Origin of the sequence: Streptomyces gilvus, assembly GCF_022513565.1 — a bacterium.
GTDB classification, from domain to species: Bacteria; Actinomycetota; Actinomycetes; order Streptomycetales; family Streptomycetaceae; genus Streptomyces; species Streptomyces gilvus.
The window spans coordinates 33,659-55,745 of record NZ_JAKWBE010000020.1; the positions used below are offsets into that span (position 1 = coordinate 33,659).

Below are 22,087 nucleotides of genomic sequence, written 5' to 3' on the forward strand. Positions count from 1 at the left end.
CACGCGGCCCGCCCACGCCACCACTCCGACCGCATCCACGTCAGCGCCCGACCGGTTCCACCGCACTTGGCCCGCCCACGTCACCGCCCCCCCCCGACCCGATCCACGACACGCGCGCGGCCCGCCCACACCACCACCCCGACCGGATCCACGACACGCGGCCCGCCCACACCACCACCCCGACCGGATCCACGACACGCGGCCCGCCCACACCACCACCCCGACCGGATCCACGACACGCGGCCCGCCCACACCACCACCCCGACCGGATCCAGGGCGCGTGGCGCGTCACCGCCCCGCCCGGCCCCTGCGCGCCTCAGCGGGGCAGTTCCGCGCGCCGCAGGGCGCCCGCGCCCAGCGCGACCGCCCCGCCCAGCCCGCACACCGCCGCGCTCGCCACGTACACCGGCCCCGTGCCCCACGCGCCGATCGCCGCGGCCGTCAGGGGCATGCTGAGGGGGGTCAGGCCGAGGCTGACCAGGCTGGCGACCGCGGTGACGCGGCCGAGGTAGGCGGGGGCGGCGTGGGTCTGCAGCAGGGCCGTGCACATGGCGCCGCTGAGCCCCGCCAGCAGCCCGACGGCGAGTGCCGTGCCCACTGCCGCGAGGAGGCTCGGCACGAAGGCCAGCGCCCCTATGGCGACCGCCCCCGCGAGCAGCGCCCATCCCGCCACCCGCCCGGCGTGCGGCAGCCGTCCCCGCACGGCCAGCAGCAGCGACACGAACCCCGCGCCGACGCCGAACCCGGCCAGTACCCAGCCCATCCCGGAGGCCCCCCACCCGCGCTCGTCGGCGAGCAGTGTCAGCCCCACGTTGAACGGCCCGACGAACCCGAGGTCTCCCAGGGCGATGGCCAGGACCAGCGGAGCCAGGACACGGTGACGGCGGATGTACCGCAGGCCTGCCACCAGGTCGGCCCAGGCCGTGCCGCCCTGCCCGTCCACCGCGTCGTCCGGCGGCAGCTCCCGCATCCGTACGGAGACCAGCAGCGGCACGGACACGGCGATCAGCAGCCCCGCGAGCCCGAACGCGGCCGCCGCCCCGCCCACCGCCACACCGAGCCCGCCGAGCGGCGCGCCCACGACGACGGCGAACCGGTACGCGAGACCCCGCATGCCCTGCACCCGGGCGAGCTGCCCCCGGCCGGTGATCCGGGCGGGCAGCGCCCCCACAGCGGGCACGAACACGGCGTCCACAATGCCGAAGACCAGCGCGAGCGCGGCGAGCGGCCACAGCCCCGGGCCGGTGAGGAACAGCAGCGCCGCCACGGCGAGGACGGCCGCGCAGCGCACCGCGTCACTGCCGATGACGACCCGGCGCGGCCCGAACCGGTCGGCGACCACTCCCCCGCCCAGCATCAGCACCGCGCGCGGGAGAGCGCTGACGGACATCACGAGCCCGGCCTGGGCGGGGGTGCCCGCCTGTACCGCGGCCCAGGACAGGGCGACGTAGTACACGCCGTCGCCGGCCATCGAGGAGGCGTAGGCGCCGACCCAGCGCAGGACGTTGCCGTCCCGGTGGGCGGGCTTCTCGGGAGTGGTGACCGTGGCCGTGCTCTCGAGCCCGGTGGTCATGCGCGGTCCTCTCAGAGACGGAAGGGGAAGCCGTACGTGTGCACCGCGACGTTCTCCCGGCCCTCGGTGTCGCCGGCGGCCATGGCGGCCCGGCCGTGCTCCTCGTAGCGGCGCACGAGGGCGTTCATCTCCTTGGCCAGTTCGAGCAGCTCGTCGCTGGTCAGGTGCAGCAGCCACTCGGAGAAGTCGGACGCCCTGGTCCATGGGTCGCTCCACTGCGCGCGCTCGTCGAGGTGGCGTCGGACCATGTCGACCCGCTGTTCGAAGAAGAGACGGCTGGCCGCTATGTGCGCTGCTGCCTTCTCGGGGGCGTCCCGGAAGTCGACGTCCCGGATGCTCACGCCGTCCGAGGCGGGCCGCCACCAGCGCTCGCGCCCGTCCCCGCGCGGCTCGGCCTCCTCGATCAGGCCGTGCGCGGCCAGCTTGCGGAGGTGGTAGCTGACCAGCGACACCGCCTCGTCGACCTGCTCGGAGAGCTGGGACGCGGTGGCCGTCCGCGCGATGATCAGCAGCCGGTACAGCTGCGCCCGCAACGGATGCGCGAGCGCCTTGAGGGTGCCCACGTCCGTGATGCGTCGGTCTCTCTCGCGGTCGGCCATGCCCTCACGGTAGAAGCGAAAGAAAAGTTGCACAATCTTTTTTGCGCAACTTCCCTTTCGCTTCCGCGATGCCGTGCGAAGGGTGCCGTGCGAACGATGCCGTCAGAAGAGGGCCGTCAGCGGACGGGATGTCCCGCGTCTCTGAGGGCCTGCTTCACTTCGCCGATCCGTAGGTCGCCGAAGTGGAAGACCGAGGCGGCCAGGACGGCGTCCGCGCCCGCGGCGATGGCCGGCGGGAAGTGGTCCAGCTTGCCCGCGCCGCCCGACGCGATCACGGGGACGGTGACGTGCTTGCGGACGGCCTGGATCATCTCCACGTCGTAGCCGTCCTTGGTGCCGTCGGCGTCCATGGAGTTCAGCAGGATCTCCCCCGCCCCCAGCTCGGCGGCCCGGTGCGCCCACTCGACGGCGTCGATGCCGGTGCCGCGGCGGCCGCCGTGCGTGGTGACCTCGAAGGAGCCCTCGGGGGTGCGCCGCGCGTCCACCGAGAGGACCAGCACCTGCCGGCCGAAGCGCTCGGCGATCTCCCGGATCAGGTCGGGACGGGCGATCGCGGCGGTGTTGACGCCCACCTTGTCCGCGCCCGCCCGCAGCAGCTTGTCGACGTCCTCCGCCGTGCGCACGCCGCCGCCGACGGTCAGCGGGATGAAGACCTGCTCGGCCGTCCGGCGCACCACGTCGTAGGTCGTCTCGCGGTCGCCGGACGACGCGGTGATGTCCAGGAAGGTCAGCTCGTCGGCGCCCTCGGCGTCGTACACCTTGGCCATCTCGACGGGGTCGCCCGCGTCGCGCAGGTTCTGGAAGTTGACGCCCTTGACGACCCGGCCGTTGTCCACGTCCAGGCAGGGGATGACTCGGACCGCCAGGGTCATGAATCCACGGCTCCTCTGTATGCCTCTAGTTCCACCGAGACCAGCACGCGCGGGTCGACGAAGCCCTCCACCACCAGCAGGGTGGCCACCGGGCGCACGGAGTCGAACAGCTCCTTGTGGGCCCGGCCGACCTCGTCGACGTCCCGCGGATGCGCGAGGTACACGCGCGTGCGGATCACGGACTCGATGCCGAGCCCGAACTCGGCGATCGCCTCCAGCGCGCTGGCGAAGGCCACCTTGGCCTGCTCGTACGGGTCGCCCTCGCCGTACAGCACATCGCCCTTGAAGGACGTGGTGCCCGCCACCAGCACATGGTCGCCCGCCGCCACGGCGCGCGCGAAACCGAAGGTCTCTTCCCAGGACGTTCCGCTCTGCACACGCCGTACGGCTTCGGACTTCATGACGCCACAGCCTCCAAGGCCTCTTCCAGGGTGAACGCCTTCGCGTACAGGGCCTTCCCGACGATCGAGCCCTCGACACCGAGGGGGACCAGTTCGGCGATGGCGCGCAGGTCGTCGAGGGACGAGACGCCGCCCGAGGCCACGACCGGGCGGTCCGTCGCCGCGCAGACGTTCTTCAGGAGCTCCAGGTTCGGGCCCTGGAGGGTGCCGTCCTTGGCGATGTCGGTGACGACGTAGCGGGCGCAGCCCTCCTTGTTGAGGCGCTCCAGCGTCTCGTAGAGGTCGCCGCCGTCCCGTGTCCAGCCACGGCCACGGAGGGTCGTGCCGCGTACGTCGAGGCCCACCGCGATCTTGTCGCCGTGCTCGGCGATGACCTTGGCGACCCACTGAGGGGTCTCCAGGGCGGCCGTGCCGAGGTTCACCCGTGTGCAGCCGGTGGCGAGGGCGGCGGCGAGGGTGTCGTCGTCGCGGATGCCGCCGGACAGCTCCACCTTGATGTCCATCGCCTTGGTCACCTCGGCGATCAGCGCGCGGTTGTCGCCGGTGCCGAAGGCGGCGTCCAGGTCGACCAGGTGCAGCCACTCGGCGCCCGACCGCTGCCAGGCGAGGGCGGCCTCCAGCGGGGAGCCGTAGGAGGTCTCCGTGCCGGACTCGCCGTGGACGAGTCGGACGGCCTGGCCGTCGCGGACGTCGACGGCGGGGAGGAGTTCGAGCTTGCTCACAGTGTTCCGATCCAGTTGGTGAGGAGCTGGGCGCCGGCGTCGCCGGACTTCTCGGGGTGGAACTGGGTGGCCCACAGGGCGCCGTTCTCCACGGCGGCCACGAAGGGCTTGCCGTGCGTCGACCAGGTGACCTTCGGGGCGTGCAGGGCGGGGTTGTGCGTCTCCAGGGACCAGTCGTGGACGGCGTAGGAGTGCACGAAGTAGAAGCGCGCGTCCGCGTCCAGGCCGGCGAACAGTTCGGAGCCGGCCGGCGCCTCGACGGTGTTCCAGCCCATGTGGGGCACGATCTCGGCCTGCAGCGGCTCGACCGAGCCGGGCCACTCGTCGAGGCCCTCGCTCTCCACGCCGTGCTCGATGCCGCGCGCGAAGAGGATCTGCATGCCGACGCAGATGCCCATGACCGGGCGCCCGCCGGACAGCCGCCGGTCGACGATCCAGTCGCCGCGCGCCTCCTTCAGGCCCTGCATACAGGCGGCGAAGGCACCGACGCCCGGCACCAGTAGGCCGTCGGCGTTCATGGCCGTGTCGAAGTCACGCGTTATCTCGACGTCGGCCCCCACGCGCGCGAGGGCGCGCTCGGCGGAGCGGACGTTGCCGAAGCCGTAGTCGAAGACGACCACCTTCTTCGGTGCGCTCAATTCCACACCTCCAGCCGCATGATCCCCGCGACCAGGCACATCGCGGCGCCGATGGACAGCAGCACGATCAGCTGCCTGGGCATCTTCTGCTTGACGAAGGAGATGATGCCGCCGACCAGGAAGAGGCCGACGACGATCAGGATGGTCGACAGCCCGTTCACAGCGCGCCCTTCGTGGAGGGGAGGATGCCGGCCGCGCGCGGGTCGCGCTCGGAGGCGTAGCGCAGAGCCCGCGCCAGGGCCTTGAACTGGCACTCCACGATGTGGTGCGCGTTGCGGCCGTAGGGCACGTGCACGTGCAGCGCGATCTGGGCCTGGGCGACGAAGGACTCCAGGATGTGCCGGGTCATCGTGGTGTCGTACTCGCCGATCATCGGCGCCATGTTCTCGGGCTCGGTGTGCACGAGGTAGGGGCGGCCGGACAGGTCCACGGTCACCTGGGCGAGGGACTCGTCCAGCGGGACCGTGCAGTTGCCGAAGCGGTAGATGCCCACCTTGTCGCCGAGCGCCTGCTTGAAGGCGGCGCCGAGGGCGAGGGCGGTGTCCTCGATGGTGTGGTGCGAGTCGATGTGCAGGTCGCCCTCGGTCTTCACGGTGAGGTCGAACAGACCGTGCCGGCCGAGCTGGTCGAGCATGTGGTCGTAGAAGCCGACGCCTGTCGACACGTCGACCTTGCCGCTGCCGTCGAGATCGATCTCGACGAGCACCGAGGTCTCCTTCGTCACCCGCTCCACGCGTCCTACGCGGCTCATGTGTTCTGCTCCTTCTTGAGTGCACGTACCGCGTCGAGGAACGCGTCGTTCTCCTCCGGGGTTCCGGCGGACACCCGCAGCCACCCCGGGATGCCGTTGTCCCGGACCAGGACACCCCGGTCGAGGATCTTCTGCCAGGCGGCGTGCGAGCCGCCCTCGCCGTCGAACCGCCCGAACTGCACGAAGTTCGCGTCGGACTCCACGACCTCGTAGCCGGCCGCGCGCAGCTCGGCGACCAGCCGGTCCCGCTCCGCCTTGAGCTGCTCGACGTACTTCAGCAGCGTGTCGGTGTGCTCCAGGGCGGCCAGCGCGGTCGCCTGGGTGACCGCGGAGAGGTGGTACGGCAGCCGTACGAGCTGGACGGCGTCGACGACGGCCGGGTGCGCGGCGAGATAGCCGAGCCGCAGCCCCGCCGCGCCGAAGGCCTTCGACATCGTGCGGGAGACGACGAGGTTCGGCCGGCCCTCGATGAGCGGCAGCAGCGAGTCGCCGTGGCTGAACTCGATGTACGCCTCGTCCACGACGACCATGGACGGCTTCGCCGCCTGCGCGGCCTCGTACAGCGCGAGGACCGTCTCGGGCGGAACGGCATTGCCCGTGGGGTTGTTGGGGGTGGTGACGAAGACGACGTCCGGCTCGTTCTCGGCGATCCACCGCTCGGCGGCTGCGAGGTCGATGGTGAAGTCCTCGTTGCGGGGACCGGAGATCCAGCCCGTGCCGGTGCCGCGTGCGATGAGCGCGTGCATCGAGTACGACGGCTCGAAGCCGATCGCCGTACGGCCCGGTCCGCCGAAGGTCTGCAGCAGCTGCTGGATGACCTCGTTGGAGCCGTTCGCCGCCCAGACGTTGGCCAGGCCCACCTCGTGGCCGGAGGTGTTCGTCAGGTACTCGGCGAGGCGGGTGCGCAATTCGACCGCGTCCCGGTCGGGGTAGCGGTTGAGGTCGCGGGCGGCCTCGCGGACGCGCTCGGCGATCCGCTCGACCAGCGGCTCGGGCAGCGGGTAGGGGTTCTCGTTCGTGTTCAGCCGTACGGGGACGTCCAACTGGGGCGCGCCGTAAGGGGACTTGCCGCGCAGCTCGTCCCGTACGGGGAGATCGTCGATTCCGAGGTTCACTTGCTCGTCGGTACCTTCCAGCCGAACCTTGCCTTGACCGCCGCGCCGTGCGCCGGCAGGTCCTCCGCCTCCGCCAGCGTGACCACGTGGTGCGCGACCTCGGCCAGCGCGTCCTTGGTGTAGTCGACGATGTGGATGCCGCGCAGGAAGGACTGGACGGACAGGCCCGAGGAGTGGCAGGCGCAACCGCCGGTGGGCAGGACGTGGTTGGAGCCGGCCGCGTAGTCGCCCAGCGACACCGGGGCCCAGGGGCCGATGAAGATCGCGCCGGCGTTCTTCACCCGGTCGGCCACGGCGGCCGCGTCGGCCGTCTGGATCTCCAGGTGCTCGGCGCCGTAGGCGTCGACCACCCGCAGCCCCTCCTCGACGCCGTCGACGAGGACGATCGCGGACTGGCGGCCCTTGAGGGCCGGGACGATCCGGTCCTCGATGTGCTTGGTGGCCGCGACCTGCGGCTCCAGCTCCTTCTCCACCGCGTCCGCGAGCGCGACGGAGTCGGTGACCAGGACGGCGGCGGCGAGCGGGTCGTGCTCGGCCTGGCTGATCAGGTCGGAGGCCACGTGCACGGGGTCGGCCGTGTCGTCCGCGAGGATCGCGATCTCGGTGGGGCCGGCCTCGGCGTCGATGCCGATCTTGCCGGTGAAGTAGCGCTTGGCGGCGGCGACCCAGATGTTGCCGGGGCCGGTGACCATGTTGGCGGGCGGGCAGGACTCGGTGCCGTGCGCGAACATCGCGACGGCGGTGGCGCCGCCGGCCGCGTACACCTCGTCGACGCCGAGCAGGGCGCAGGCGGCGAGGATCGTCGGGTGCGGGAGGCCGCCGAACTCGGCCTGGGCGGGCGAGGCGAGGGCGACGGACGGGACGCCGGCCTCCTGGGCGGGGACGACGTTCATGACCACGGAGGACGGGTAGACCGACCGGCCGCCCGGCGCGTACAGCCCGACCCGCTCGACCGGCACCCACTTCTCGGTGACCGTGCCGCCCGGTACGACCTGGGTGGTGTGGGTGGTGCGGCGCTGCTCGCGGTGGACGAGACGGGCCCGCCGGATGGACTCCTCCAGGGCCGCGCGGACCGCCGGGTCGAGCTCGTCGAGGGCCTTCGCGAGGGCTTCGGCCGGCACCCGCACCTGGTCGAGCCTGACCCCGTCGAACTTCTCCGCGAAGTCGATCAGCGCCGCGTCGCCCCGATGATGCACGGCCTCGCAGATCGGACGCACCTTCTCGAGGGCGGCCTGAACGTCGAAGTCGGCGCGGGGCAGCAGGTCGCGCAGGGCGGGCCCTTCGGGGAGGGCGTCGCCGCGCAGGTCGATTCGGGAGATCACGGTGTTAATTCTCTCAGACCCGGGTTGGCCGTCGTCCGCGCGTATCAATGGCTGATACACAACGGCCCCGGAACCCGGAAGATCGCCCTCACGTCCAGTGATTCGGGAGTTACGCAACGGGCATCACCCGCTGTGCGAACACACAGGACTGGAGGAGTTGTGACCGAGGGGGCCGGCCTGCGTGCCGGGGACCTGCCGGACGATCTGACCGCCGCCGAGGCCGGCATGTGGCAGGCGTTCCGCAACGGCAGTGTGTACGACCTCAGCAGCGGGGACGCGGTTGTCGACGATCCGCACGGCGGGCGCCCCTGGGGGCCCGAGCGGACCGTGCGGGCGCGGATCGTGTGCTGGCTGCTGCTCGACGGCCCGCCCGCGCTCGCGGGCCGGGTGTCCTCGCTGAAGCTGCGCGGGGTGCGGATCAGCGGCACGCTCGACCTCGCCGGCGGGATCGTCGTGCCGTACGTCGAGCTGCGCGGCTGCCGTTTCGAGCGGGAGGTGCTGCTGCCGGAGGCCCGGTTCACCACCATGCGCATGATCGACTGCTCGGTGCCGCGCCTGGAGGCGGCCCGCGTCCACACCGAGGGCGACCTGCATCTCCCGCGCTGCCGGTTCCTGGGCGGCGTGCGGCTGACCGACGCCCACATCGGCACCGACCTGATGCTCAACCAGGCCGTCGTCCACCCCGACCGCAGCGGCCGCTCCATCGCCGCCGACGGCATGACCGTGGGCCAGGACCTCCAGGCCGAGCTGCTGGAGTCGAACGGTGAGCTGAGGCTGCGCAGCGCCAAGGTCGGCGTCAGCCTGAGCCTGCGCGGCGCCCGGCTGGCCAACCCGTACGGCCGGCTCGCGCTGAACGCGCCCCAGCTGACCGTGGAGCGCACGATGTACCTGACGCCGGCGGGCGTCGGCGCCTCGATGGTCAGCGGGGCGACGCCCGCGCGCGGGACGCGCATCCAGCGCTTCGAGTGCCAGGGCGGCATCCGGCTGGACGACGGGCGCTTCGGGGACGCGGTGGACCTGGAGCGGGCCCGGTTCACCCTCACCGACGACCAGGAGCTGTCGCTGCGCCGGGTGCAGACGCCCGAGCTGCGCTTCCTCGGCGAGCGGCCGCAGCGCGGGAAGGTGGTGCTGTCGGGGGCGCGGGTGGTCAACCTGATCGACCGGGCGAGCGCCTGGCCCGGCCCGGGGAATCTGCACATGGGCGGCTTCCAGTACGAGAACCTCGTACCGCAGGGGCCCTTCCCGCTTCAGGAGCGGCTGGACTGGGTGGCCGCGGCGACCGCCGAGTACAACCCGGAGCCGTACGAGCGGCTGGCCTCCGTGCTGCGGGCCGGCGGCGAGGACGAGGACGCGCGTGAGGTGCTGCTGGCCAAGCAGCGCCGGCGCCGGGAGAGCCTGCCGCCGGCGGCCAAGCTGTGGGGGTACGCGCAGGACTGGACGGTGGCGTACGGGTACCGGCCGGGGCGGGCCGCGGTGTGGATGGCGGTGCTGTGGGCGGCGGGCTCGCTGGCCTTCGCGCACGCGAGCCATCCGCCGTTGCAGCCCGGGGCGCATCCGCCGTGGAACCCGGCGCTGTTCGCCCTGGACCTGCTGCTTCCCGTCATCGACCTGGGCCAGGTCGGCGTCTGGCAGCTCAGCGGGGGCTGGCAGTGGCTGGCCGCGGCGATGGTCCTGCTGGGCTGGATCCTGGCCACGACGGTGGCCGCGGGGGCGACCCGGCTGCTGCGCCGGAACTGATCATCACAGGACGTACACCACTCGGACAGTTGTTGAACATCGTACTTTTACGCGGACTTGACCGCGCGGCATACAACTTTCCGGAACTTGCCCATTCCGTCTGGCGCAGCCTTGACCAGCGGCCTTTCAATGGTCGACACCATGGCTCTGCTGCACCCCTTCAGCCGCACGGCCCGGACCTCCCGGACCGCGCCGCGCCCCGCCTCCTCCGCGCCGCCCGCGGACGCCTCGGGCCTGCCCGCCGACGACGAGGTGCTGCTCGACGCGCCCGACGACCACCTCGGCGCCACGCTGGTCGCGGCCGCCCGCGGCGAGTACGCGCCCGCGTCCGAGCTGCTGGCCGGCACGCGCGTGCGTGCCGAGTGGGAGTACCGCGACCGGTACGCGAGAAGGCTGACGGCGTTCGCGCGCTCGCGCGGCGAGTGGCTGGAGCGCTGGTACGCCGAGACCCCCGAGGACCCGGACGTGCTGCTGCTGCGGGCCCAGCTCGCGGTGGACCACGCCTGGGTCTCACCGGCCCGCGCTGAGCTGCTGCGGGACGTGAGCCCGCTGATCACGGCCGCCGCGCGGGGCGACGACCGCGACCCGGTGCCGTGGCGGATCGCGCTGGACCACGCGCGCGGGACCGGCGCCGGGCACAAGTACTTCTCCGAGCTGTGGGAGGCGGCCCTGCGCCGCGCCCCGCTGCACTACGGCTGCCACGCGGCCGCCCTGCGCTATCTGGCCGCCTCCTGGCACCACTCCCACCAGGAGTGCTTCGACTTCGCCGACCGGGCCGCGCAGGACGCCCCGCCGGACTCCCTGATCCAGGCGCTGCCCTCGCGGGCGGCCTTCGGCTACCTGACCGACGGCTGCGCGGTGGAGGTGCCCCGTGAGCGGCTCGACGCGGCCGCCGACCGGGCGATCGCGCTGTCGGCCCGCTTCCCGGCGGCGGACCCATGGCCGTCGGAGATCCGCAACAAGCTCACCTATGTCCTCGTACGCCTGGAACGCTGGCAGGAGGCGCTGGACCAGCTGCGGCTGATCGGCCCGTACGCCACGTCCTTCCCCTGGATCCACCTGTCCGAGGACCCCCTGGCGTTCTTCCTGAAGATGCGCGCCGAGGTCCGCGCGCGGGTGGCTCAGCAGGCTCCCGGAGGTCCGCGGTCCGAGCGGGTCGAACGCGCACACTCCCGCGACCACTAGGCTTCTGCGTCGTGACCACCGTCCGCCTTCCGCTCTTCCCGCTGAACTCGGTGCTGTTCCCGGGCCTCGTCCTGCCGCTCAACGTGTTCGAGGAGCGGTATCGCGCCATGATGCGCGAGCTGCTCAAGACGCCCGAGGAGGAGCCGCGCCGGTTCGCCGTCGTGGCGATCCGCGACGGCCACGAGGTCGCGCCGAGCGCGCCCGGCATGCCGGATCCCACGGCCGTGCCCGAGCGCGGCCCCGCGGCGGGCTTCGGCCCGGACCCCGCGAAGTCCTTCCACGCGGTGGGCTGTGTCGCGGACGCGGCGACGATCCGGGAGCGGGCGGACGGCACGTTCGAGGTGCTGGCGACCGGGACCAACCGGGTGCGTCTGCTCTCCGTCGACACCTCGGGTCCGTTCCTGACGGCGGAGCTGGAGGAGCTCGCGGAGGAGCAGGGCGACGAGGCCGGCGCGATCGCCGAAGGGGTGCTGCGGGCGTTCCGCCAGTACCAGAAGCGGCTGGCGGGCGCGCGGGAGCGCTCGCTGTCGACGGGCGCCGACCTGCCCGACGAGCCGTCGGTCGTCTCCTACCTGGTGGCGGCCGCGATGATGCTGGACACCCCGACCAAGCAACGGCTGCTGCAGGCGCCGGACACGGCCTCGCGGCTGCGCGACGAACTGAAACTCCTTCGCTCCGAGACGGCGATCATCCGTAACCTGCCGTCACTGCCGGCGTCGGAGCTGACGCGCGGGCAGACCAGCCTCAACTGACGACACAGCGAAGGCCGCGATGGCGAAGAAGTCCAAGAAGTCCCAGCAGCCGGGCGGCACTCCGGCGACGGTGGCGCTGACCTCGGCCGGGGTGCCGTACACGATCCACGCCTACGACCACGACCCCGCCCACCCCTCCTACGGCGAGGAGGCGGCCGAGGCCATGGGCGTCTCACCGGACCGCGTCTTCAAGACCCTGGTGGCGGACGTGGACGGCGCCCTGACGGTCGCCGTCGTCCCGGTGGCGGGGTCCCTGGACCTGAAGGCCCTGGCCTCGGCGGTGGGCGGCAAGCGGGCGGCGATGGCGGACCCGGCCCTCGCCGAGCGCACCACGGGCTACGTCCGGGGCGGTATCTCGCCCCTGGGCCAGCGCAAGCGGCTCCCGACGGTCCTGGACGCCTCGGCCTCCGCGCACGCCACGATCTGCGTCTCCGCGGGCCGCAGGGGCCTGGAGGTGGAGCTGACCCCCGAGGACCTGGCGAAGCTCACGGACGCGGTGGTGGCCCCCATCGGGCGTGCGTGACCCCTCGACGACCCCGGCTCGTTCGGTTAAGAACGAGGGACATGTCGAAGAAAACGCGGAAACGCAAATGGCGCACCAAGAAGGGCCACTCCAACCACGGCCACCGTCCGGCATGATCCCCAGGCCCGTCGCGAAAGCCCCGTCGTCCGCCCGGACGGCGGGCCCCGAAGCCCACGGAGCGTGCTCTCCGCGCCCCGGACGCGAGCCGGGGTGCGGGATGCGCCCGGCTTTGTGCCCGGTGCGGTGAGTGGAGGCCCCCCCTCTCCGGGGGGCGTGCCGGGCGTCGCCGCGCAGGCAGGGGTTTCGCGGCGGGCCCTACGACAGCGGAGCCCCGTGCGGATTCGTCTGGGCGGGGTTCTGTTGGTACGGGTCCGGGTCGCGGGGGCCGAACAGGGCGGTCAGGCCGAGGTGGACCACCAGCGCTGCCAGTGACCAGGCCAGCAACGCGCCCTTCGCGCCCAGCTTCAGCGGCGCCGGGAAGGTGACGCCGTTGCCGACCTGCTTGGCGTGCGCGATCACGTCCTGCGTGGGCCCGAGCCACACGCCCAGCCGCCAGGCCAGCAGGGATCCCAGCAGCCCGCCGACGCCGAGCGCCACCACCAGGGGGATCCCGCCGCGCCGGCGCACCAGGAACACGACGAGAGCGCTCACCACTCCGAAGGCCAGCGCGAGCAGTGTGAACGTGCCGTCCACGCCTATCGCCTGCTCCCCCTCGCTGTCGGCGAGGTAGACGATCCAGCGCTTGTTGACCATGTCCCCGACGAGCGGCACCTGCGGGGCGAGCCACCACCACAGCACCCCGAGCAGCACCCCTCCGAGCGCCACCGCGACCGTGATCAGGGCGGCCTCGCGCACTTCGGTCTTCATCCCGGGGCCGTCCTGTCCGTACGTGCCGTCCCACAGGTGGTCATGGCCCGAGGGCACCGCGGGTCCCCCGGCAGGCACCTGCCAGGCCTGCTGCGGCGCGGGCGAACCCTGGGAAGACTGCGAGGACTGTTCATGGGGCGGCGGAGGCGGAGTCAACGGTGCGGTCACCCTGCCATCGTGCCAGGCCCGCCTGTGCGGCGCGTCACCGGACGGCCGCCCGACGGTAGGCCCAGGTGGCCACGGCCAGCGAGACGACCCCGACCCCGGCGCACACGGCGAGGTCACCGGCCACGAACGCCCAGTCGGGATGCGCCCCGAACGTCCGCGCGAACGCCTCGACGCCGTAGGTCGACGGCAGCAGATCCCGCGCCAGCCGCACGATCTCCGGCATCCGGTCGGCGGGCAGCACCCCCAGCAGCAGCGCGGCGGACATCCCCAACTGCCCAAGGAGCGTCGCGAGTTCCGGCCGGGGCGCGAGCAGCCCGAGTGCCGCCCCGAGCCCGGACAGGGCCGCCCCCGCCAGCGGGATCACCGCGGCCAGCACCCACAGATGCGCCAGCGGCAGCCCGAACAGCACGCACCCGAACACCGCGGTCACCACGGTCCCCGGCACGGTGAAGGAGGCGTACGCCCCCGCCGCGCCCAGGACCACGGCGGTCGGCGGCACCGGCAGCGTCGCGTAGTGGTCGAGCCCGCCGCTGGCCCGCAGCTGCCCGAAGTACTGCGCGAGCAGGTTCAGCGCGACGAAGGCCACGACGAGCACCGACGAGCCGGCGACCACCGACTCGGCCTCGCCGCCGCCGTCCACGACCCCCCGCATCAGGACCATGATCCCGACGGACTGGAAGGTCGCCACGAACAGCAGCGGGATCCGGGCGACCCGCGCGCGGGAGAGCTGCGCCCGGTACACGGCGACGAGCGCCGGCCACATCCGCGCCCGCGGCCCCAGCTCGGCCGCGCGACGCTCGCCCCCCTCCGCGCCCAGGGCGCCGGGCAGGACATCGGCGGGTACGACACTCACGTCGCGCTGCTCCCCTTCTTCCTCGGGCTCACTGAGGCAGTCACTGAGGCGGTCTCCCGAAGGGTCCATACGGACACCACGGTCCGCTGACTCACGACGTCGCTCATGCCTTCACCAATCCCTGCTGCGCGGCGCCCCCCAGCGCCAGGTACACATCCTCCAGGCTGGGCGTGGCCAGCGTGAAGTCGTCCAGCGCGGCGAAGGCGCTGCCGCCGGTGACCGTGGCCACGACCGCCCGCGCCTCCTCCGGCGCGAGCCGCAGCGTCCAGCGGCGCCCGGCCTCCACGGCCCGCTCCCGCAGTGCGGCGACCTCGGGGACGTACAGCGGCGCGGTCTCACGCCACACCAGTTCGACCCGGACCTCCCCGGCGACCTGCTCCTTGAGCCCGGCCGGGGTGTCACAGGCGATCACCTTGCCCTGGTCGAGGACGGCGACCCGGTCGAGGACGGTCTCGGCCTCGATGACGTTGTGGGTGACGAGCAGCACGGTCGTGCCCCGCTCGGCCCGCCGCCGGTCCACAGCCGCCCACACCGCCCGCCGCGCCACCGGGTCCATCCCGGTGGTCGGCTCGTCGAGCACCAGCAGCGGCCGCTCCCCGACCAGCGCGGCGGCGAAGCACGCCAGCCGCCGCTGCCCACCGGACAGCTTCTTCAGCGGCCGCCCGGCGATGGGCGTGAGCCCCAGCTCCTCGAGTACGGCGTCCTTCTCGTCCCGCGCCTGCCGCGCCTCAAGCCCGCGCAGCCGCCCGGTCGTCTCGGCGGCCAGCGACACGGTGAGCTCGTCGAGCGCGCTGGACTCCTGGCCGAGGTAGGCGAGGATCCGCGCGGCCCGCTCCGGATGCCGCACGATGTCGTGCCCGAGGATCTCCACACGCCCCGCGTCGGGCCGCATCAGCCCGGTCAGCTGGCGGACCAGGGTGGACTTGCCGGCCCCGTTCGGCCCGAGGAGCCCGAAGATCTCACCGCGGCGGATGTCCAGCCGTACGTCGTCGGTGGCCCGCACCGCCGGCGTGGCCGGCGCCCCGCGCCGCCCGCGCACCGCGGGATAGGTCTTGGTCAGCCCGCGCACCGCGCACACGACATCCCCACCGTGCCGAAGTGCCTGTGCCGCGCGCGTACTCACAAAGGACGAGGGTACGGGGTCGCCGCCGTCCGCCCGCTCTCGGGTTGGTCCAGGACGGCACATCCGCCGGTAAAGAACTACTCACCCGCGGGTGCGTGCTCCGCGGCCGTGCGGACGTCGATCTCCCGCCAGAACCCCGCCCGGATGGCGTAACGGTCGTGCTCGTCGATCTGGTCGTCCTTGTGGGCCAGCAGCCCGAAGCGGGCCGCGTAGCGCAGCAGCTCGCCGTCGATGCGGTGCGGGACGCGCGGGTACATGGCGGACAGCTTCTGGAGATGGCTCTGGTCCCCGAGCCGCTCCATCCACCGCCGTGCGAACACCTGCCCGACCTCGTACGGGTCCCCGCCGACGGTGGTGATGTCCTCCTCCCGGTCGGCCCAGCGCTGCTCGGCCGTCGTCAGCTGCGCCAGCGTCGGCATGGAGGCCACCTCGGGCGGCTCGGCCGTCGGCCGGTCCACCCAGCCCTTGTCGGAGGACCAGCGCAGGGTCGCGCTCGCGGGATGGGGGGCCGGCTGCACCCCGGGCGCGCGCAGCGCGGCGAGGTCCTTCGGGGTGGGCACGCCCTTGGGCGCCGGGACCCGCTCCTGTCTGCCGTTCTCCGCGGCCGCGGCCGGGGCGTGCTCGCTGTCCTCCGCGGACCGCTCGGCGAGCGCGGACTCCGGCAGCGGAGCGGAGAGGATCGCGGCGATCTCGGGCCGGGGCGCGGGCGGCGGCGCGCACACCCCGCCGAGTTCTTTGGCCCGTACGGCCTTGGTGATCCAGGTACGGTCCAGCACCCGCCGCTCGTCGGCCTCGGCGACCAGGTCCTCGGACTGGTTGTAGTCCCCGTCGGCCGCCTGCACCGCCCACAGGTGCACGGCCACGCCGTGCTCCTTGGCGGCCATCATGCCCGGCAGCAGATCGCCGTCGCCGGTGACCAGGACGATGTCGGAGCAGGCGCGGTTGCGGGCCAGCTCGGTGAGTTCGGCGTGCATGGCCGCGTCCACGCCCTTCTGCGCCCAGCGTCCGTCGCTGCGGGTCAGCGCGCCGAGCCGGACGGTGACGCGGGGCATCACCCGCAGCCGGCGGTGCTCGGGCTGGGGTACGCGGTCGGGGGCGCCGTCGAACCAGTAGATGCGCAGCAGGGGCCGCTCGGTGTCGGACTCGGCGCGCTCACGCAGCCCCTGGATGAGGGCGGTGTGGTCGACGGTGATGCGGGAGCGGGAGGGCTCCCCGGCGAGGAGACTGGCGGCGGCCCCCAGCAGATACCCGGCGTCCACCAGGACGATGCAGCGGTCCACGCGATCCACCCTCTTTCCGGGAGGTTTGCTTCGGGCTTCCTTCGAGTCTGCCCGACTACGCAGGGGTTAACGGCCCGAACTCGATCTTCGGCGTGGCGTTTCGGAGTGCGCAGCGGGTCCGCACTCCCCGACAAGCCATGTCACACACGGTAATTATCCGACATGCGCTTGTTGTCAGCCTATGTGAATCTGGTCCCGGCCCTGGCCCCTAGATCACCCACAGGAGGCAGATCACCATGGCCAAGAACAAGAAGCAGAACCGTAAGCAGCCGCAGTCCGAGCGTGGCCGTCAGCAGGGCGAGCAGATCCCGATGGAGTCGCCGGCCGAGCAGCACGTCCCGTCGGTCAGCCCGGGCGACATGGCCCGCAAGGGGCGGCAGAAGAGCTTCGGTCACAACTGACGCCGTGCAACGGGTCGCTGAGACCCGGGCCGGGTCGGTAGAGACCCGGGCACCACCGAGGGGCGCACCCGTCCAGGGCGCGCCCCTCGCGCGTGGGTGCCGTGCTCAGCCGGCCAGGCAGGACGGGCCGAGCAGCACCTTGAGGTCGCCGAAGAGCGCCGGGTCCGGCTTCACCCGGTGCCGGTCCAGTCGCAGCACCGTGGTCTTCGTCGGCCCCTGGAGCTTGATGCGGACCTCGCTGTCGCCCTTGTGGTGCGTGAGGATCTCGCCGAGGCGGCTGACCATCGGCGGGGTGATCCGGGTGGCCGGGATGGTGAGGATCACCGGCGCGTTGGTGCCCGCGTTGGACAGGTCGGGGACCTGCAGCTCCATCGCGACCAGCCGCGGCACGTCCTCCCGCTTGTCGAGCCGGCCCTTGACGAACACCACGGCGTCCTCGACGAGTTGGGTCGACACCAGTTGGTAGGTCGCCGGGAAGAACATGCACTCGATGGAACCGGCGAGGTCCTCGACGGTGGCGATCGCCCAGGCGTTGCCCTGCTTGGTCATCTTGCGCTGCAGGCCCGAGATGATGCCGCCGATGGTGACGACCGCGCCGTCCGCGTGCTCGCCGCCGGTGAGCTGGGCGATGCCCGCGTCGGCCTTGTCGGACAGCACGTGCTCCAGGCCGAACAGGGGGTGGTCGGAGACGTACAGACCGAGCATCTCCCGCTCCTGGGCGAGCAGATAGGTCTTGTCCCACTCGTCGGTGGTGAACTCGACGTCGAGGCCGAACCCGGGCTCGCCGCCGGCGTCCTCTTCGCCCATCCCGCCGAAGAGGTCGAACTGCCCTTCCGCCTCCTTGCGCTTGACCGCGACCACGTTGTCGATCATCGGCTCGTACTGCGCGGTGAGTCCCTTGCGGGTGTGGCCGAGGGAGTCGAACGCGCCCGCCTTGATGAGCGATTCCGTGGTCCGCTTGTTGCACGCGGCGGCGTCGATCTTGTCCAGGTAGTCGGGGAAGGAGGCGAACTTCCCCTTCGCCTTGCGTGCCCTGATGATCGAGTCGACCACGCCAGTGCCGACGTTGCGCACGGCCTCCAGGCCGAAGAGGATCACGTCGTCGCCCTGGGCGGCGAAGTTGTGCACCGACTCGTTGACGTTCGGCGGGAGCACCTTGATGCCCATGCGACGGCACTCGTTGAGGTAGACCGCTGACTTGTCCTTGTCGTCCTTGACGGAGGTCAGCAGCGCCGCCATGTACTCGGCCGGGTAGTTGGCCTTGAGGTAGGCGGTCCAGTAGGAGACCAGTCCGTACGCGGCCGAGTGGGCCTTGTTGAAGGCGTAGCCGGCGAAGGGGACCAGCACGTCCCACAGGGCCTGGATGGCCTCGTCGCTGTAGCCGTTCTTCTGGGCGCCCGCCTGGAAGATGGTGAAGTTCTTGGCGAGTTCGTCGGGCTTCTTCTTGCCCATCACGCGGCGGAGGATGTCGGCCTCGCCGAGCGAGTAGCCGGCGATGATCTGGGCGGCCTTCTGCACCTGCTCCTGATAGACGATCAGGCCGTAGGTGACGTCCAGGACCTCCCTGAGCGGCTCCTCCAGCTCGGGGTGGATCGGGGTGATCTCCTGGAGCTTGTTCTTGCGCAGCGCGTAGTTGGTGTGCGAGTCCATGCCCATCGGGCCCGGACGGTACAGCGCGGAGACGGCGGAGATGTCCTCGAAGTTGTCCGGCTTCATCAGGCGCAGCAGCGAGCGCATGGGGCCGCCGTCGAACTGGAAGACTCCGAGGGTCTCGCCGCGCTGGAGGAGTTCGAAGGTCCTGGGGTCGTCCAGCGGGAGGCTCAGCAGCTCCAGGTCGATGCCCTTGTTGGACTTCACCATCTTGACGGCGTCGTCCATGATCGTCAGGTTGCGCAGGCCGAGGAAGTCCATCTTCAGCAGGCCGAGCGACTCGCAGCTCGGGTAGTCCCACTGTGTGATGGTCACGCCGTCGGTGTGCCGCACCCAGACCGGCACGTGCTCGGTGATGGTCTCGCTGGACATGATCACGCCGGCGGCGTGCACGCCCATCTGCCGGACCAGGCCCTCGACGCCCTTGGCGGTGTCGATGACCTTCTTCACGTCCGGTTCGTTCTCGTACATGCCGCGCACCTCGCCCGCCTCCGAGTAGCGGGGGTGCGAGGGGTCGGTGATGCCGTTGAGGTCGATGCCCTTGCCGAGGACGTCGGCGGGCATGGCCTTGGTGATGCGGTCGCCCATCGCGTACGGGTAGCCCAGCACGCGCGCGGAGTCCTTGATCGCGTTCTTCGCCTTGATCTTGCCGTAGGTGCCGATCATGGCGACCTTGTCGGCTCCGTACTTCTCGGTCACGTACCTGATCACCTCGACGCGCCTGCGCTCGTCGAAGTCGATGTCGACGTCGGGCATGGAGATGCGCTCGGGGTTGAGGAACCGCTCGAAGATCAGGCCGTGCGGGATCGGGTCGAGGTCGGTGATGCCCATGGCGTAGGCGACGATCGAGCCGGCCGCGGAGCCTCGGCCGGGGCCGACCGCGATGCCGTTGTTCTTGGCCCACATGATGAAGTCGGCGACGACGAGGAAGTAGCCGGGGAAGCCCATCGAGATGATGACGTCCATCTCGTACTCGGCCTGTTTCTGGCGGTCCTCGGGGATGCCGCCGGGGAAGCGGCGCTCCATGCCTCGGCGGACTTCCTCCTTGAACCAGCTGACCTCGGTGTAGCCCTCGGGGATGTCGAACTTCGGCATGAGGTTCTTGGCCTCGAACATGCCGTCGGTGTCGACCATCTCGGCGACCAGGAGGGTGTTGCGGCAGCCCTCCTGCCAGGCGTCCGAGGAGTCGATGGCGTACATCTCGTCAGTGGACTTCAGGTAGTAGCCGGTGCCGTCGAACTTGAAGCGGTCGGGGTCGGAGAGGTTCTTGCCGGTCTGGATGCACAGCAGGGCGTCGTGGGCGGTCGCCTCGTGCGCGTAGGTGTAGTGCGAGTCGTTGGTGACCAGCGGGGGGATGCCGAGCTTCCGGCCGATCTCGAGCAGACCGTCGCGGACCCGGTGCTCGATGTCGATGCCGTGGTCCATCAGCTCCAGGAAGTAGCGGTCCTTGCCGAAGATGTCCTGGTAGTCGGCGGCCGCCTTGAGGGCCTCCTCCTCCTGCCCCAGGCGCAGCCGGGTCTGCACCTCGCCGGAGGGGCAGCCGGTGGAGGCGACGATCCCCTCCGACCACTGGGAGATGGTCTCCTTGTCCATCCGCGGCCACTTCTGCAGCCAGCCCTCGGCGTAGGCGTCCGAGGAGAGGCGGAAGAGGTTGTGCAGACCCGTCGAGTTCACGGCCCACATGGTCTTGTGGGTGTAACCGCCGGAACCCGAGACGTCGTCCTTCTTCTGGTGCGGCTGGCCCCACTGGATCTTGCGCTTGTTGCGCCGGGACTCCGGGGCGACATAGGCCTCGATCCCGATGATCGGGGTGACCCCGGCCTTCTTCGCGGTGTGGAAGAAGTCGTACGCCCCGTGCAGGTTCCCGTGGTCGGACATGGCGATGTGCGTCATGCCCATCTCGTTGCAGGCGTTGAACATGTCCTTGAGCCGCGCGGCACCGTCCAGCAGCGAGTACTGGGTGTGGACGTGCAGGTGCGTGAACGGCGGCTTTGACACGGTGGAGCCTCCAGTGGAAACGGTGGACGACGGGCCGGCGACAGTCCTGGGGTCAGCGTCGAAGTCTATGCCTCGGCACTGACAATCCGAGGGGTCCCCCGCGTACCTTCACAGCGGGGGTCGCGGGCACTTCCGTGACCCGCCGCCCGTTGGAAGCGGCAGACACGCTGTCGCACCCGTCCATGCACCAGGAGGCATCCCGCGATGTCGGTTTCCCAGCTCAACGACGAGCAGCGCGGCGAGGAGATCCTCGCCGTCTTCGACACCGCCTTCGGCGAACTCCTGGCCGCCGACCCGGCCGCGTTCCGGGTGAAGTTCCGCAAGATGGCGGCCTCCGCGTTCGCGTTCTACCGGGGCACGGCGTGCCTCTTTTACCACGACCTCACTGCGAACAATCAGTTCGGCTCGCGGCGCGGCGGCCCGTACCTGGACGAGCGCACCTCGCGCGTGTGGATCCACGGCGACCTGCACGCGGAGAACTTCGGCACGTACATGGACTCCAACGGCCGTCTGGTGTTCAACGTCAACGACTTCGACGAGGCCTACGTCGGCCCGTTCACCTGGGACCTCAAGCGCTTCTCCGCCTCCGTCGCGCTGATCGGGTACGCGAAGGCGCTCAGCGACGACCAGATCAGCGAGCTGGTGCGGGTGTACGCGGGCGCGTACCGCGAGCGGATCCACGCCCTGGCGACCGGCGCCAAGAGCGACGAGGTGCCGCCCTTCACCCTGGACACCGCGGAGGGCCCGCTGCTGGGCGCGCTGCGCGCGGCCCGTTCGCTGACCCGCTTCGAGCTGCTGGACTCGATGACGGAGATCCGCGACTTCGAGCGCCGCTTCGCCCCGGGCGGCGGCTCCATCGAGCTGGACGCGGCCACCCGCTACAAGGTCCTGGCGGCCTTCGACGGCTACCTGGAGACGCTGCCGGACTCCTCGCTGGCCCGCCCCGACTCCTACCGGGTCAAGGACGTGGTGGGCCGACGCGGCATCGGCATCGGGTCGGCCGGGCTGCCGTCGTACAACATCCTTCTCGAGGGGCACAGCGACGCCCTGGAGAACGACGTGGTGATCTACATCAAGCAGGCCCAGACCCCGGCCGTCTCCCGGCACATCACCGACCCGGCGATCCGGGACTACTTCCAGCACGAGGGCCACCGCACGGTGATCTCCCAGCGCGCCCTGCAGGCGCACGCGGACCCGTGGCTGGGCTGGACCGAGCTGGACGGCGCGGGCCAGCTGGTGGCGGAGGTCTCGCCGTACGCCGTCGACCTCGACTGGGGCGACATCGACGACCCCGAGGAGATCGCGGCGGTCGTCGCCGACCTCGGGCGGGCGACGGCGACCATGCACGCGGCGGCGGACGACACCTCCGGCGAGTCCCTGGTGCCGTTCTCCACCGAGCGGGCCATCGACGCGGCGATCGCGGCGGACGAGGACGGTTTCGCGGACCTCATGGTCGGCTTCGCGCACGACTACGGCGCACGCGCGCGTGCCGACCACCAGATCTTCGTGGACCTGTTCCGCAACGGGCGGATTCCGGGTCTCTAACAGTCCGGCACA

The 22,087-nt window shown here is 71.5% G+C and carries 21 protein-coding genes; 6 read left to right on the forward strand and 15 right to left on the reverse strand.

The genetic code is table 11. The features are described from left to right. Nucleotides 1–316 precede the first annotated feature (316 nt). The 10 genes from MKW14_RS27070 to hisD form a co-directional block, all read right to left on the reverse strand. Nucleotides 317–1,573, reverse strand: coding sequence for an MFS transporter (locus MKW14_RS27070; protein WP_240866395.1), 1,257 nt, complete (start codon nucleotides 1,571–1,573; stop codon nucleotides 317–319). Between the two features lie 11 nt (nucleotides 1,574–1,584). Then, complete coding sequence (locus MKW14_RS27075; RefSeq protein WP_240866397.1) at nucleotides 1,585–2,172, reverse strand: ArsR/SmtB family transcription factor; 588 nt, start codon at nucleotides 2,170–2,172, stop codon at nucleotides 1,585–1,587. Nucleotides 2,173–2,288: 116 nt separating this feature from the next. Continuing rightward, nucleotides 2,289–3,044 (reverse strand): imidazole glycerol phosphate synthase subunit HisF, encoded by a 756-nt coding sequence (hisF, locus tag MKW14_RS27080; protein ID WP_133042813.1) that lies wholly within the window; start codon nucleotides 3,042–3,044, stop codon nucleotides 2,289–2,291. Further along, nucleotides 3,041–3,445 carry a RidA family protein gene (locus tag MKW14_RS27085; protein ID WP_240866400.1) on the reverse strand — a complete coding sequence of 135 codons (405 nt, stop codon included), beginning with the start codon at nucleotides 3,443–3,445 and terminating at the stop codon, nucleotides 3,041–3,043. Before MKW14_RS27085 ends, hisF begins: the two co-directional genes overlap by 4 nt. Next, on the reverse strand, nucleotides 3,442–4,167 hold the full coding sequence (gene priA / locus MKW14_RS27090) for a bifunctional 1-(5-phosphoribosyl)-5-((5-phosphoribosylamino)methylideneamino)imidazole-4-carboxamide isomerase/phosphoribosylanthranilate isomerase PriA (protein WP_240866402.1): 726 nt from the start codon (nucleotides 4,165–4,167) through the stop codon (nucleotides 3,442–3,444). The genes MKW14_RS27085 and priA overlap by 4 nt, the downstream gene beginning before the upstream one ends. Beyond that, nucleotides 4,164–4,805 (reverse strand): imidazole glycerol phosphate synthase subunit HisH, encoded by a 642-nt coding sequence (gene hisH / locus MKW14_RS27095; RefSeq protein WP_240866404.1) that lies wholly within the window; start codon nucleotides 4,803–4,805, stop codon nucleotides 4,164–4,166. The genes priA and hisH overlap by 4 nt, the downstream gene beginning before the upstream one ends. Beyond that, complete coding sequence (locus MKW14_RS27100; protein WP_240866407.1) at nucleotides 4,802–4,966, reverse strand: CG2302 family histidine operon protein; 165 nt, start codon at nucleotides 4,964–4,966, stop codon at nucleotides 4,802–4,804. Before MKW14_RS27100 ends, hisH begins: the two co-directional genes overlap by 4 nt. After that, the gene (hisB, locus tag MKW14_RS27105) at nucleotides 4,963–5,556 is read right to left on the reverse strand and encodes an imidazoleglycerol-phosphate dehydratase HisB (RefSeq protein WP_030932889.1); all 594 of its coding nucleotides are present in this window, start codon (nucleotides 5,554–5,556) and stop codon (nucleotides 4,963–4,965) included. Before hisB ends, MKW14_RS27100 begins: the two co-directional genes overlap by 4 nt. Continuing rightward, complete coding sequence (locus MKW14_RS27110) at nucleotides 5,553–6,671, reverse strand: histidinol-phosphate transaminase (protein WP_240866409.1); 1,119 nt, start codon at nucleotides 6,669–6,671, stop codon at nucleotides 5,553–5,555. Before MKW14_RS27110 ends, hisB begins: the two co-directional genes overlap by 4 nt. Then, a complete protein-coding gene (hisD, locus tag MKW14_RS27115) occupies nucleotides 6,668–7,993 on the reverse strand; it encodes a histidinol dehydrogenase (RefSeq protein WP_240866411.1) in 1,326 nt (441 codons plus the stop codon). The genes MKW14_RS27110 and hisD overlap by 4 nt, the downstream gene beginning before the upstream one ends. Nucleotides 7,994–8,152: 159 nt before the next feature. On the opposite strand from hisD, the gene MKW14_RS27120 reads away from it, so the two are divergent. The 4 genes from MKW14_RS27120 (at nucleotide 8,153) to ybaK (ending at nucleotide 12,190) form a co-directional block, all read left to right on the forward strand. Next, a complete protein-coding gene (locus MKW14_RS27120; RefSeq protein WP_240866413.1) occupies nucleotides 8,153–9,730 on the forward strand; it encodes an oxidoreductase in 1,578 nt (525 codons plus the stop codon). A 129-nt stretch (nucleotides 9,731–9,859) separates the two neighbouring features. After that, nucleotides 9,860–10,915, forward strand: coding sequence for a hypothetical protein (locus MKW14_RS27125; RefSeq protein ID WP_240866415.1), 1,056 nt, complete (start codon nucleotides 9,860–9,862; stop codon nucleotides 10,913–10,915). 11 nt (nucleotides 10,916–10,926) lie between these two features. Continuing rightward, nucleotides 10,927–11,667: an LON peptidase substrate-binding domain-containing protein gene (locus MKW14_RS27130; RefSeq protein WP_240866418.1), complete on the forward strand. Its 741-nt coding sequence runs from the start codon at nucleotides 10,927–10,929 to the stop codon at nucleotides 11,665–11,667. Between the two features lie 19 nt (nucleotides 11,668–11,686). Beyond that, complete coding sequence (gene ybaK, locus MKW14_RS27135) at nucleotides 11,687–12,190, forward strand: Cys-tRNA(Pro) deacylase (protein ID WP_240866420.1); 504 nt, start codon at nucleotides 11,687–11,689, stop codon at nucleotides 12,188–12,190. A 315-nt stretch (nucleotides 12,191–12,505) separates the two neighbouring features. On the opposite strand, the gene MKW14_RS27140 is transcribed toward ybaK, so the two are convergent. From MKW14_RS27140 to MKW14_RS27155, 4 genes are all read right to left on the reverse strand, one after another. After that, the gene (locus MKW14_RS27140; RefSeq protein ID WP_240866422.1) at nucleotides 12,506–13,225 is read right to left on the reverse strand and encodes an AAA family ATPase; all 720 of its coding nucleotides are present in this window, start codon (nucleotides 13,223–13,225) and stop codon (nucleotides 12,506–12,508) included. Between the two features lie 34 nt (nucleotides 13,226–13,259). Beyond that, a complete protein-coding gene (locus MKW14_RS27145) occupies nucleotides 13,260–14,078 on the reverse strand; it encodes an ABC transporter permease (RefSeq protein WP_240866424.1) in 819 nt (272 codons plus the stop codon). A 103-nt stretch (nucleotides 14,079–14,181) separates the two neighbouring features. Next, entirely contained in the window at nucleotides 14,182–15,156 is a 975-nt protein-coding gene (locus MKW14_RS27150) for an ABC transporter ATP-binding protein (protein WP_240866626.1), read from the reverse strand. 122 nt (nucleotides 15,157–15,278) lie between these two features. After that, a complete protein-coding gene (locus MKW14_RS27155; protein WP_240866425.1) occupies nucleotides 15,279–16,481 on the reverse strand; it encodes an NYN domain-containing protein in 1,203 nt (400 codons plus the stop codon). A gap of 236 nt (nucleotides 16,482–16,717) precedes the next feature. Between MKW14_RS27155 and MKW14_RS27160 the strand changes: the two genes are divergently transcribed. Further along, nucleotides 16,718–16,882 (forward strand): hypothetical protein, encoded by a 165-nt coding sequence (locus MKW14_RS27160; RefSeq protein WP_240866427.1) that lies wholly within the window; start codon nucleotides 16,718–16,720, stop codon nucleotides 16,880–16,882. Between the two features lie 105 nt (nucleotides 16,883–16,987). Here MKW14_RS27160 and dnaE read toward each other — a convergent pair whose 3' ends face one another. Further along, nucleotides 16,988–20,530 (reverse strand): DNA polymerase III subunit alpha, encoded by a 3,543-nt coding sequence (gene dnaE / locus MKW14_RS27165; RefSeq protein WP_240866429.1) that lies wholly within the window; start codon nucleotides 20,528–20,530, stop codon nucleotides 16,988–16,990. A gap of 204 nt (nucleotides 20,531–20,734) precedes the next feature. Between dnaE and MKW14_RS27170 the strand changes: the two genes are divergently transcribed. Then, nucleotides 20,735–22,075: a DUF2252 domain-containing protein gene (locus MKW14_RS27170; RefSeq protein WP_240866431.1), complete on the forward strand. Its 1,341-nt coding sequence runs from the start codon at nucleotides 20,735–20,737 to the stop codon at nucleotides 22,073–22,075. The last annotated feature ends 12 nt before the right edge of the window (nucleotides 22,076–22,087 follow it).